This window comes from Mycobacterium sp. TH-M25, assembly GCF_057473665.1.
The window spans coordinates 1-12,480 of record NZ_JBYCLA010000333.1 but is presented as its reverse complement, the minus strand read 5'-3'; the positions used below and the strand labels follow the sequence as shown (position 1 = coordinate 12,480).

At 65.6% G+C, this 12,480-nt stretch carries 10 protein-coding genes and 1 tRNA gene; 4 read left to right on the top strand and 7 right to left on the bottom strand.

Features of this window, described 5'->3' with window-relative positions; all coding sequences use genetic code 11:
* The 7 genes from pknB to AC2VOU_RS11185 form a co-directional block, all read right to left on the bottom strand.
* On the bottom strand, positions 1-1,387 hold a 1,387-nt coding region (gene pknB, locus AC2VOU_RS11215; protein WP_486957446.1), incomplete at its 3' end, for a Stk1 family PASTA domain-containing Ser/Thr kinase.
* Positions 1,384-2,694, bottom strand: a complete 1,311-nt coding sequence (locus AC2VOU_RS11210) for a serine/threonine-protein kinase (RefSeq protein ID WP_486957445.1) — start codon at positions 2,692-2,694, stop codon at positions 1,384-1,386. The genes pknB and AC2VOU_RS11210, both read right to left, overlap by 4 nt.
* Positions 2,691-4,172: a D,D-transpeptidase PbpA gene (gene pbpA, locus AC2VOU_RS11205; protein WP_486957444.1), complete on the bottom strand. Its 1,482-nt coding sequence runs from the start codon at positions 4,170-4,172 to the stop codon at positions 2,691-2,693. Before pbpA ends, AC2VOU_RS11210 begins: the two co-directional genes overlap by 4 nt.
* Entirely contained in the window at positions 4,169-5,578 is a 1,410-nt protein-coding gene (locus AC2VOU_RS11200) for an FtsW/RodA/SpoVE family cell cycle protein (RefSeq protein ID WP_486957443.1), read from the bottom strand. The genes pbpA and AC2VOU_RS11200 overlap by 4 nt, the downstream gene beginning before the upstream one ends.
* Positions 5,575-7,047, bottom strand: a complete 1,473-nt coding sequence (locus tag AC2VOU_RS11195; RefSeq protein WP_486957442.1) for a PP2C family protein-serine/threonine phosphatase — start codon at positions 7,045-7,047, stop codon at positions 5,575-5,577. The genes AC2VOU_RS11200 and AC2VOU_RS11195 overlap by 4 nt, the downstream gene beginning before the upstream one ends.
* Complete coding sequence (locus AC2VOU_RS11190) at positions 7,044-7,511, bottom strand: FHA domain-containing protein FhaB/FipA (RefSeq protein WP_486937971.1); 468 nt, start codon at positions 7,509-7,511, stop codon at positions 7,044-7,046. The genes AC2VOU_RS11195 and AC2VOU_RS11190 overlap by 4 nt, the downstream gene beginning before the upstream one ends.
* A gap of 108 nt (positions 7,512-7,619) precedes the next feature.
* The gene (locus AC2VOU_RS11185) at positions 7,620-9,104 is read right to left on the bottom strand and encodes an FhaA domain-containing protein (protein ID WP_486957441.1); all 1,485 of its coding nucleotides are present in this window, start codon (positions 9,102-9,104) and stop codon (positions 7,620-7,622) included.
* Between the two features lie 201 nt (positions 9,105-9,305).
* Here AC2VOU_RS11185 and AC2VOU_RS11180 point away from each other — a divergent pair.
* The 4 genes from AC2VOU_RS11180 (at position 9,306) to AC2VOU_RS11165 (ending at position 12,439) form a co-directional block, all read left to right on the top strand.
* Positions 9,306-9,388, top strand: a tRNA-Leu gene (locus AC2VOU_RS11180).
* Between the two features lie 574 nt (positions 9,389-9,962).
* Positions 9,963-10,352 carry a hypothetical protein gene (locus AC2VOU_RS11175; protein WP_486957440.1) on the top strand — a complete coding sequence of 130 codons (390 nt, stop codon included), beginning with the start codon at positions 9,963-9,965 and terminating at the stop codon, positions 10,350-10,352.
* A gap of 139 nt (positions 10,353-10,491) precedes the next feature.
* On the top strand, positions 10,492-10,794 hold the full coding sequence (locus AC2VOU_RS11170) for a WXG100 family type VII secretion target (RefSeq protein ID WP_486957439.1): 303 nt from the start codon (positions 10,492-10,494) through the stop codon (positions 10,792-10,794).
* Positions 10,795-11,002: 208 nt separating this feature from the next.
* Positions 11,003-12,439 (top strand): alpha/beta hydrolase, encoded by a 1,437-nt coding sequence (locus tag AC2VOU_RS11165; protein ID WP_486957438.1) that lies wholly within the window; start codon positions 11,003-11,005, stop codon positions 12,437-12,439.
* The last annotated feature ends 41 nt before the right edge of the window (positions 12,440-12,480 follow it).

Genomic DNA, 12,480 nt, shown 5'->3' with positions numbered 1-12,480 from the left:
TCTCTGGCGTCGACGGGGAGTTGACCTGCTTGAAACGACCGAAGCCGGCAGCCTTGAGCTTCTTCACGGCCGCCGCATAGCTCAGCGACGAGACGTCGGGTACCTCGCGCTGCTCGGGTCCGGTCGACACGTTGACCGTAATCAATTCGCCGGCACCGACTTTGGTGTTGGCGCTGGGGTCGGTGCCGATGACGTGGTCGGGCAGGACGGTCGAGTCGGGCTTCTGCAGGGTGCGGGTCTTGAATCCGTGGTTCTGCAGTGTGGCGATCGCGTCGGCCGACGCCTGGTTGCGCACGTCGGGAACCTGCACGTTGCGCATACCGCCGCCGACCGTGTTGATCAGGATCGTGACGACCACGGTCAGCACGGCCAGCGCCGCGACGGCGAGCACCCATCGCCGGACCGAGCCGGCGTCGCGTTCGCGGATGAAGTCGGGCTGCTGGCGGGCCAGCGGTCTGGTGTGGGCGCCGGCCGACTCAGCGGGATGCGGAGTGGCCATCAGCGAAGCGCGCTCGGCCTCGGTGAGGATCTTGGGTGCCTCCGGCGGTTCACCGTTATGCACCCGAATGAGATCGGTGCGCATCTCGGCGGCGGTCTGATAGCGGTTCTCGGGGTTCTTGGCCAGCGCCTTGAGCACGACGGCATCGAGGTCGGCGGAGATGCCGTCGTAACGCTCCGACGGCGGGACCGGGTCTTCGCGGACGTGCTGGTAGGCCACGGCCACCGGCGAGTCACCGACGAAAGGCGGTTCACCGGTGAGCATTTCGTACAACACACAGCCCAGGGAATACACATCGGAGCGGGCATCGACGGTGTCGCCACGGGCTTGCTCGGGTGAAAGATATTGCGCGGTACCGATCACCGCAGCGGTCTGGGTGACGCTGTTGCCGCTGTCGGACAGGGCGCGCGCGATACCGAAATCCATCACTTTCACCGCGTTGGTGGTGCTGATCATGATGTTGGCCGGCTTGACATCGCGGTGAATGATGCCGTGCTGGTGCGAGAAGTTCAGCGCCTGGCAAGCGTCGGCGATGACCTCGATGGCGCGGGTCGGAGTCATCGGCCCGTCGGTGTGGACGATGTCGCGCAGCGTCACGCCGTTGACGTACTCCATCACGATGTACGGCAGCGGCCCGGCAGGCGTCTCAGCCTCGCCGGTGTCGTACACCGCGACGATCGCGGGGTGGTTGAGCGCCGCGGCATTCTGCGCCTCGCGGCGGAAGCGCAGGTAGAAGCTGGGGTCGCGGGCCAAGTCGGCGCGCAGCACCTTCACCGCCACGTCTCGGTGTAGCCGTACATCGCGCGCCAGATGCACCTCGGACATGCCGCCGAAACCGAGGATCTCACCAAGTTCGTAGCGGTCGGACAGTTGTTGCGGGGTCGTCATCGCTGTTTCTCGTGTCGGGATGCCACCGCGCACGAGAAGCTCGGCGCGGCCGCCCGCCGGGGGGTGGGCAGGTCGCATTGCCCTTCAGGATTACCCGCAGTCACCCGGTACGTCCAATTAGTTGGATGCGCTGGCGCAGATCCGGACTTGCTGGGCGGTGCCCCGGTGTCGGTCACCGTGGGTGTCGATGGTTGCTGCGGCGAATTGTCGTTGTGCGAGTTCAGCACGATGAGGATCGCGATGATGATCGCCAGGGCGCCCAGCACGCCAGCGGCCCACAGCAGCGCACGCTGGCCCGACGAGAAGGTGCGCCGCGGTGGCGGGGTCCGATGACCGCCGGTGGCCGGCCGGACCCGGCGAGCGGCCGGCGCCCGGGTGGTGGCGGCCGCCGCCGCCCGAGTCTGCGATCCCGACGGGATGGCGGCCGGCGTGGCACGCGTGCTTCCAGCGGCCTGATTGGGCCGCGGTGGGCGGCGGCCTGCGCGCACGGCCGCGACCGCATCGGCGAACGGTCCCCCGCTGCGGTAGCGCATGCCCGGGTTTTTTACCAGGGTGATCTCGATCAGCTCACGCACATTCGGTGGCAGGTCCGGCGGCAGCGGCGGCGGAGGCTCTTTGATGTGCTTCATCGCCACCGTCAGCGCGCCCTCACCGGTGAACGGCCGCTTACCCGAAACTGCTTCGTATCCGACTACTCCCAGCGCATACACGTCGCTCGCGGGAGTCGCGTCATGACCGAGCGCTTGCTCGGGCGCGATGTACTGGGCAGTGCCCATTACCATGCCGGTTTGGGTCACCGGTGCGGCGTCGACGGCCTTGGCGATACCGAAATCGGTGATCTTCACCTGGCCTGTCGGGGTGATCAAAATGTTGCCCGGTTTGACGTCGCGATGCACCAGCCCGGCGGCGTGCGCAACCTGCAACGCGCGGCCGGTCTGTTCGAGCAGGTCCAGGGTGTGCCGCAGGGAGAGCCGTCCCGTCCGCTTGAGCACCGAGTTCAGCGGCTCGCCGTTGACGAGCTCCATCACCAGGTACGCGGTCCGGCCCTCACCGTCCATCTGTGTCTCGCCGTAGTCGTGGACGCTGGCGATGCCCGGATGGTTGAGCATCGCGGTGGTGCGCGCCTCAGCCCGGAAGCGTTCGATGAATTCGGGATCCTGGGAAAACTCCTGCTTGAGGACCTTGACGGCGACACGGCGACCCAGCCGACTGTCGACAGCCTCCCAGACCTGGCCCATCCCGCCGGTGGCAATCAGGCGCTGCAGCCGGTATCGGCCAGACAGCGTCACACCTACTCGCGGGCTCATGGTCCTCCCTGCAGCGCGGCCTCGATGACGGCACGCCCAATCGGTGCGGCAAGCGCACCTCCGGTTGCCGATGGGCTGCCGCCGTCCGCTGTGCCCTCTACGAGTACCGCAACGGCCACCTTGGGGGCTTGGGCGGGCGCAAAAGCGATGTACCACGCGTGCGGCGGGGTGCGGCGCGGGTCGGTGCCATGTTCGGCGGTACCGGTCTTGGATGCGATCTGCACGCCGGGGATCGCCCCTTTCTGCTGTGTCGTGTTCTCGGCGCCGACCATCAACTCCGTTAGCTTAGCGGCGACCTGCGGGGACACCGCGCGGCGCTGTTCACGCGGTGCGGTTGTGCTGATGTTGGCCAAGTCGGATCCGTGCAGGCTGTCGACCAGGTAGGGCTGCATGGTGATGCCAGCATTGGCGATGGTAGCCGCAATGACCGCATTCTCCAGCGGCGTCAACGCGACGTCCTTTTGACCGATGCTCGACATCCCCAGTGCCGCGGCATCGGAGATGGGTCCGACAGTCGACTCGGCCACTTGCAAGGGGATCGACTCCGGGACCGTGTCCAGCCCGAACGCCCGAGCCGTGCTGCGCAGTGCGGTGGTGCCGGTGAGCAGGCCCAACTGGACGAATGCCGTGTTGCAAGACCGGGCGAACGCCTCCCGCAGCGTCACCGTTTCGGCGTCGACGCACGGTTTGCCACCGTAATTCTCCAGGGCGGCGGTGCTGTCCGGCAGTGGAATCGACGCCGCCGCGGTCAGCTCGTCGTTCTCGGTCGCACCATTTTGCAGGGCCGCCGCGGTGGTGATCACCTTGAATGTCGACCCGGGCGGGTAGGTCTGCGAGATCGCGCGGTTGATCATCGGCGAGTAGGGGTCGTCACGCAGTTGCTGCCACGCCTTCGACTGTTGTTCAAGGTCGTGGGAGGAGAGCAGATTGGCGTCGAATGACGGCGACGACACCATGGCGAGGATCTTCCCGGTCGATGGCTCCAGCGCCACCACCGCGCCGCGGCAGGGCCCGTTGCAGCCCTGTTGCATCGCGTCCCAGCCGGCCTGCTGGATGCGGGGGCTGACGGTGGTGTCCACCGTGCCGCCGCGCGGATCGCGGCCGGTGAAGAAGTCGGCCAGCCGGCGGCCGAACAGCCGTTGGTCGGACCCGTTGAGCACCGCGTCTTCGGCACGCTCGAGGCCGGTGCTGGAGTAGCGCAGCGAGTAGAAGCCGGTAATCGGGGCGTACACCGCGGCGTTGGGATACACCCGCAAAAAGCGGAAGCGGCTGTCGGTGGCCACCGAGTAGGCCAGTAATTGCCCACCCGCGGTGATTTGGCCGCGCTGGCGGGAATACTCGTCGAGCAGCACCCGCTGGTTGCGCGGATCGGACCGCAGGCCGTCGGCGGTGAACACTTGGGTGAGCGTGACGTTGAGCAGCAGTAGCACGATCAGCGCCATGACGCTCATCGATATCCGGCGAAGCGAGGTGTTCATACCTTCTCGATCACCTCGGTGTGGGCGCCGGCGATCGGGGAGGTGTTACGCGGCTTGGTGCGTAACGGCTGCCGCGCAGAGTGCGAGATGCGCACGAGGATCGCCAGCAAGATGTAGTTGGCCACCAGAGAGGAGCCGCCGTAGGACAGCCACGGTGTGGTCAGACCGGTCAGCGGAATGAGGTCGGTGACGCCGCCGACGACGATGAACAACTGGATCGCCAGCGCCGAAGCAAGCCCGGCGGCCAGCAGCTTGCCGAAGCTGTCGCGCACCGCGATGGCCGTCCGCATCCCGCGGATGATCACGATGGTGTACAGCATCAGCAGGCCGGCCAGCCCGACCAGGCCAAGCTCCTCCCCGAACGCCGCGGTGATGAAATCCGTTGCGGCAGCGGGCACCGTGTCCGGCTGGCCGTTGCCCAGTCCGGTCCCGAAGACTCCCCCGGTGGCGAAGCTGAACAGCGACTGCACGATCTGGTAGCCGGCGCCGTCGGGGTCAGCGAACGGGTCCAGCCAGGTCTGCACGCGGACCCGGACGTGATCGAAAGCGAAATAGGCCAGCACGCTTCCCAGTCCGAACAAGGCCAGGCCGAGCACCATCCAGCTGAAGCGCTGGGCGGCGAGGTAGACCACCACAAGAAACGACGCGTACAGTAAAAGCGAAGTGCCCAAGTCCTTTTCGAATACCATCACGCCGATCGACGCTGTCCACGCACCCAACAGCGGGGCGAGGTCACGCGGACGCGGCAGGTCCATTCCCAAGACATGCTTGCCAGCGCTGGTGAATAGCCCGCGCTTGGCGATCAGCACAGCGGAAAAGAAGATCAACAACAGGATTTTGGAAAACTCGGCGGGTTGAATTGAGAAGCCTGGCAACCGAATCCAGATTTTCGCGCCGTTCTGTTCGGACAGCGACCTCGGCAGTAGGGCGGGGATAGCCAGGATGATCAGGCCGGTCAGCCCGTAGACATAGCCGTATCGTGCGAGTTGGCGGTGGTCCTTCAGCGAGATCACCACAGCGGCAAAGGCGCCCACGCCGAACAGCGTCCACAAGATTTGCGGATTGGCGACGGCGCCGCCGCTTCCCTCGGCCAGCCTTTCGCCGATATCGAGCCGGTGAATCATCACCAGGCCAAGTCCGTTCAGTAGAGCCACAACTGGCAGCAGCAACGGATCGGCGTACGGCGCGTAGCGTCTGATCGCCAGATGTGCGACGGCGAATACCGCCAAAAAGCCCACCGCGTAGTTGAGTAGCTGCCAGCTGAGGCCACGTTGCTGGTTGGCCTGCACGATGGCGAACGCCGCCGCCGTGATCACCGTGGCGAAACACAGCAACAGCAGCTCGGCATTACGCCGATTCGGCAACGGGGGTGTGACAGTGACGGCCGCCTGCGGCTGCGTCGTCATTCCGGAGTCCGGCAGTCGGTGCCCGGTTGGGGTGGCGGCGGCGACAGGGCCGTAACAGGGGGATGAGCGGGCACCGTCGGCGACGGACTTGCCGGAGAGTCTTGGGGGACAGAGGATTCCGCGCGCGGCGCGGTTGTCGGCGTCGTCGAGGGCGGCGGCGGTGGGGCGGGTGCCGGAGCCTGCGCCCGGGCCAGTGGACACAGCGGCAGCAGCGATTCTGTGGCCAGCCGGCGCAGTTGCGCGTTGGCCTGTTCCAGCGTGCCGGCGGGCAGCCCTGCCGACACCTGCGCCCGCGCCGACTCGGCCAGGTCGGAGGGCTTCATCAGCCGGCAGTCGTGGTTGGCGGCGGCCGTGCCGAAGCGGATCACCGAGAGCTGATTGCGGCTGTTCAGGCAACCCTGCGAATACGGTTGGTGCAGAGGCACACCCGGGAGGGATACCTGGATACCCTGCATGATCGACACGGCACCGGCGTAGTCGGCGACGTAGTAGTAACTGCGGATCACCGTACGTCCGATGGCCAGGGCGGCGAGCGCCAGCAGGATCGCCAGCGCCAGCCCGATCAGCGTCCGACGCCGCGAACGCCGCGCCGGTGGAGCCGTATCCATCTGGGGCGGAACCCGTTTGGCGACGTCCTTGCGCGTGGTGAGAGCCGAAGCGCGGCTGGCAGACGTGCTGGGCCGGGCCAGCTGGTCATGCATGTCGGAGTCACCGGACACCGCGCCCGCAATGATCGGCTGGGTGGGGCCGTATTCGTTGTCGACAACGTCGGCGACCACCACGGTCACGTTGTCGGGGCCGCCGCCGCGCAGCGCCAGTTCGATCAACCGGTCGGCACTTTCGGCGACGTCGGGAATCTTCAGGGCGTCCAGGATCGTCTCGTCGCTCACCGGGTCGGAAAGTCCATCGGAACAAAGCAGATAACGATCGCCGAGCCGCACTTCACGCATGGTCAGGGTGGGCTCGACCTCGTGGCCGGTCAGCGCACGCATTATCAACGACCGCTGCGGGTGGCTGTGCGCTTCCTCTTTGGTGATCCGGCCTTCGTCGACCAAGGTCTGGACGAAGGTGTCGTCTTTGGTGATCTGCGCCAGCTCACCGTCGCGCAGCAGGTAGCACCGCGAGTCACCGACATTCACTAACCCAAGACGGTTGCCCGCGAACAGGATTGCGGTGAGGGTAGTGCCCATCCCCTCGAGTTCGGGCTCCATCTCCACCTGCGCGGCGATGGCCGAATTGCCGGCGTGCACCGCGGCGTCGAGCGTGGCGAGGAGGTCGCCACCGGGCTCGTCGTCGTCGAGGTGGGCCAGCGCCGCGATTATCAACTGCGACGCGACTTCACCAGCGGCGTGCCCGCCCATGCCGTCGGCCAGCGCCAACAATCGCGCCCCGGCATACACCGAGTCTTCGTTGTTGGATCGCACCAAGCCGACATCGCTGCGCGCTGCATAGCGCAAGACCAAAGTCACGAGCGCAACTCGATTACCGTTTTGCCGATACTCACCGGCGTGCCAATGGGAACCCGTACCGCCGTCGTCACTTTCGCCCTGTCAAGGTATGTACCGTTGGTCGATCCTAGATCTTCGACGTACCATTCCGAACCTCGCTGGGAAAGTCGCGCGTGCCGCGTCGACGCATAGTCGTCGTTGAGTACCAACGTAGAGTCGTCGGCTCGGCCGATCAGCACCGGCTGCCCGCTCAGCGTGATTCGGGCGCCGGACAACGCTCCCTCGGTTACCACGAGATAGCGCGCCGCATTTCCCCGCTGCCGGGCCGGTAACAGCGTGCCGCGCAACGTCAAACCACGCCGCACCATCACCGCCCCGGTTGGCGCGTAGATGTCGGTGCGCAGGATCCGCAGCACCGACCAGATGAACAACCACAGCAGCATCAAGAAACCGGCGCGCGTCAGTTGCAGTAGGAGTCCCTGCATCTGGCGTCCTCTCCGTCCTGGGTGCCGCGTGCCCTATGTGCCCGGATTTAGCAACGTCACGATACTTGGAGGGCGGTCGGCGCGGGGTGAACCTGGCTGCGCGACGACTCAATGGATGTGGACGAGGATCTCCGAGTGTCCCAGCCGGATCACGTCGCCGTCGGCCAGCTGCCATTCCTGGACGGGTGCGTTGTTGACGGTTGTCCCGTTTGTGGAGTTGAGGTCGGACAGCAGCGCTACCTGGCCGTCCCACCGGATTTCCAGGTGGCGACGCGACACACCGGTGTCCGGGAGCCGGAACTGCGCGTCCTGGCCACGGCCGATGACGTTAGGGCCCTCGCGCAGCTGGTAGGTGCGCCCACTGCCGTCGTCGAGTTGCAACGTCACCGTAGATCCGGTGGCCGCGTAGCCGCCGCCCTGGCCGTAGCCGCCGCCCTGGCCGTAGCCGCTCTGGCCGTAGCCGCCTTGGCCGTAGCCACTGGGCTCGGCGGGCTGGCCGTAGTCAGAGCCGCCATAGCCGCCGCCCGGCGGGGCGTAGGACTGCCCGTAGTCCTGCTGGGCGTAATCCGGCTGGGCGTAATCCGGCTGGGCGTAATCCTGCCGGCCGTATCCGCCGCCCTGGCCGTAGCCTTGGTCGTAGCCCTGGTCGGGGTAGCCGCCGCGTTGGTCGGGTGCGCCGTAGCCCCCGTCGTCCTGGCGGGCCGGCCCGCGTCCATAGTCGGCGTATTGGTCGTAGCCCGGGCCGCCGCCGGGCTGTCCGTAGCCGCCGGGTTGTCCGTACCCGCCGCCCTGGCCGTAGCCGCCGTCTTGGCGGTGGCTGCCGCCGTAGCCACCTTGGTCGGGGTAGCCGCCGCGCTGGTCGGGTGCGCCGTAGCCGCGCTGGTCGGGTGCGCCGTAGCCGCCCTGGTCGTAGCCACCAGGTTGCTCGGGGGGGTAGCCGCCGCGTTGCTCGGGAGCGCCGTAGCCGCCCTGGTCGTAGCCACCAGGCTGCTCGGGGGGGTAGCCACCGCGGGGGTCCGGTGCGGCATACGGGTCTTGCTGCGGGGGCGCGTAGGGGTCGTCGTAGTACTCGTCTCCGGGCCGACCCTGTCCCTGTCCACCGCCGCCGTAGCTGGAATTCTCGGTCATCGCTGGTACTCCTGGTTCTGCGTCGCACGCATGGTCTGATTGTGGCGGGGCGAGCTCGCCGGCCGTTGGCCGGGGCTCGACATCGGGGTTGACAGCACCGCGGGTGCGGAACTGGCCGGTGTGCAGGTTCGCCGACTGCTCGAACCGGACGACCACGTCACCATATGTTTGCCACCCCTGTTCGCCGATGTATCCCGCCAAATGCTTGGCGAAAGCGTCCGAAGTGAGGTCCGGATCGGCGCTCACTTTCTGGTAGTCGTGCATACCGAGGGTAATGACGTATTCGTTCGGAGCCAAAAGGCGATTGCCAGCAACGAGACCGGTGCCCTCGCCGGCCTCCCGCCGCAGCATCGCCTCGAGCTCTTGCGAGACGATCGAGCCGCCGAATACGCGGGCAAAAGCGTCGCCGACGGAGACTTCGAGCCGGCGCTCGATGCGCTGAACTAGCCCCCTTTGGCCGCTCATGTCCCTGTCCTTGTGTGTGAAGCTGCGCGGGAGCCGGGTTCCGGCGTGTCGCACAACGCGTGTCGTCTTGAGCATGCTATCCGGCCAGCGCAGCGCAGCGGCACCTCCAGAACTCTGAGAATCGCATCACGGCAGGTCATCGCGGCGGCGTCCGATTTGGGGAACGCCGCCATTACAGTGATAGGCTCCACCGGTTGTTTAGGGCGAGTGGCGGAATGGCAGACGCGCTGGCTTCAGGTGCCAGTGTCCTTCGGGACGTGGGGGTTCAAGTCCCCCTTCGCCCACAAAGAGCGGTTCAACGAACTGAACGGCAAAAAGGTCACGAACTCGAAAGAGGGCGTGACCTTTTGCGTCCCTTCGCTTATCCATGCCTCTACGCGGACACGGTTCACCCCTTGCGGTTGAGTCGCGAGAGCAGAAAAGGGGGAGCGTGCCGCAGCGCGATGCTCGATTTGTGAGCTACGCACGCTGCCAACCTGGTGAAGCTCTGCGAGCAGGTGGCCGCCGCGGATGCCGTCGCTGACTTTCTCGCGCACCCGCCGGGCTAAGACGGCCGCCCGGCGTTGCCGCGCTGGCACGCGGCTCGGGATAGCTATCGTTGATATCCAGTTCAGGTCTATCTGACGCCCAACACCCCCGAACCCGGGCGGGACCCAAGCTCAGCTCGCCTGTCTGAACTGAGCACGGCCCCGGCGGACGGCCGGACAGCTCCTCGCGGGGAACTCAGGCGTTAGCAATGTCCTGAGTCGACACCGAAGGAGGTCACGCACGAGCATCACGCCCACCCCGCCACTGCGCCCCGGCTACGGCCCCACCAGCCCCGACCACGTGATCGCGCACGTGCACTCCGATGGACGGATGGCCATCACGCTGACCGAGGGCACCTGCCTGCAGGTGCCCGACCTCGGCGAGTGGCAGCTTATGGGCCGCGTACAGATGCGCAGCGACATGCCTAGCGAGCTCAAGATCAACGTGGTGGCGTACCACCGCCACGCCGGACGACTAGCACGCTTTTACATGATCCGGCCGAAGCATCCCGATGGGCTTGATCCGCTGGACTACAGCTTCGATCCCGATAGCCTGCCTGGTTATACAGCCCGGAAGCAGCAGTGGGACCAGGAGAACGCCGCCGCGCGGTACGAGACCGATAAGCCGCTGTGGGACTTGGTATCCCGGCTACCTGAGATCACCAACGTGTTCATCGGCACCGTTAAGGATCTGCACAACAGCAACGAGGAGAGCGCATGACCATTAACGCTTCAATCAGCTCGACTTCTCAGATCTAAAGATTCTGCGCAGCGCACGATCGGGGTGCACCAGTTTTCGTGCAAAGAACCTGCTGAAGTGGCGGTTATGCTTTTCCGGACGACCTGGGAAGGTGCGCAAAATGCCTGAACCGTTGCGAGTCGATCCGATTGACCTGCACATGTCAGCCGACCATATGAGCGTGCATCACACTGATCTGCGAACTGCTCACGCCGGCGCCGACAGCGACATCGAAGCCGCGCAGGCAGGTTGGGTGGGCGCTTCGGCCGCCGCGCTGCAGACGAAACTTGCCGAATGGCAGGGCACGACCGAGCAACTGTGCGGCAGCATCGCCGATCACGAGCAGGCATTTCGGACCGCTGGCGATGCCTATCAGTCAGTGGATAGTGACAGCGCGAAGTCCATCACCCCACGACTCGGATGACAGTCAGTCTGGCCGATATCGACCGGTGGGATGCAGGGTCGGTCCGCGAGGTTTCACGTGCTCTGGGAAAGCGTGGCGCGAGCGCTGCCGAAGTGAAAGTAGGACTAAGCCGCTTACGCTCATCGCGAATTGGCATGGTGGCAGCGGCGATGCAGCGCGAGCGTCGCTGGACAAACTGAGCACACACCTCGCGGCGCACGCGGATGAGATGCAGACGGTTGGTATGGCGATGGGGAAATCCGCCGACGAAATCCAGAGTGTTAAGGACACTTTGAGCGGGATCGATCGCGACGCGTATGCCTGGGGCTTCAGTATCGATCGCGCCACCGGCGAAGTCGCACCCGCCCGTGATGCCAAGGTTGGCGATCCGCTCTATTTGCTGCAGCAGGGGGAACTCCAGGACCGCATCACGAAGGTGCTGCTCGACGGCAACACCGCTGACGCTGATTTGGATCGAGCGATCACGACGGCTGGCCACGACTCGACCGGCCCGTCTGAGACGCGCCCCAGTGTTCGTGCGGCACTGTCGAAGCCGCTTCCCGAGGACCCGAAACAATTCAACGACCTGTGGAACCAGCTCACCCCGGAGGAAAAGGACTGGCTCTACAGCCAAGACCACAACATCGGCAACCACCCCGGGATGCCGTGGGACCCTCAAGACCACTTGGGCAAGGACCATTACAACCAGCAGCACCTACCGGAGCTTCAACATAACGCCCAGGCAGAGGTTGACCGGCTGCAACAACAAGCTGACAGTCTGGCGCGGCAGGCCTATATGGGCAATCACGACGCGGCCGTCCAGCTCAGTGCGCTGACCCCGCAACTGACCGCGGCCAAGCACACCCGCGATGGCTACAAAGCCGTGCAAGCCGACTTCAGCAAGAACGATGGGGTTAAACGCTATTTGGGGTTCATCGACGACAAGGGGCGCGCAGCAGTTGCCATCAACAATCCCGATACCGCGACCCGCAACGCCATTTTCGTACCCGGCACGGGACAAGATCTCGCGGCGTTCAGTGGCGCTGACGGCAAGTCGAAGGATATGTATGACGCCGCGCTTCGCGCCGATCCCACTCTCAAAGCGGAAGACGTGTCGGTGACGACATGGATGGGCTATGACCGTCCGATGGACGTTTTCGCGGCACGGCACCCCGACCCTGCGCTCGCGAGCGCAGGAGCATTGGACGCGTTCGAAAGCGGAAACCGCGCTTCCCATGTTGGTGCGCCTTCAATCGACACAGTCATCGGACACAGCTACGGCTCGACCATGGTGGGTGCCGCCGCTGCAGGTGGGCATCATCTCGATGCCAACAACGTGATCGCCGTGGGCAGCCCCGGCATGCTGGTCGACAAAGCCACCGACCTGAACCTCGATCCTGGGGCTCAGGTCTACGCCACGTTGGCCAACAATGACATCATAGGGCCGGCCGGGTTGGTCACCCAGTTCACTCTGGGACCCGAGCCAGTTTCTCCGGGGTTCGGGTCCACGATCTTGGCGGCCGCGCCGGGGCCTACAACAAATTGGGGAATCGATGCGCACAGCAGCTACTGGGCGCCCGGAAACATCGCACTGGCCAACATGGGCGCAGTCATCGCCGGTGTCCCGCCCCCGCAGCTCGTCACCACCAAAATGAGTGGGCAATGATGAAACTATGTGCCTCGACACTGCCTGAGCAGACGCGCCTC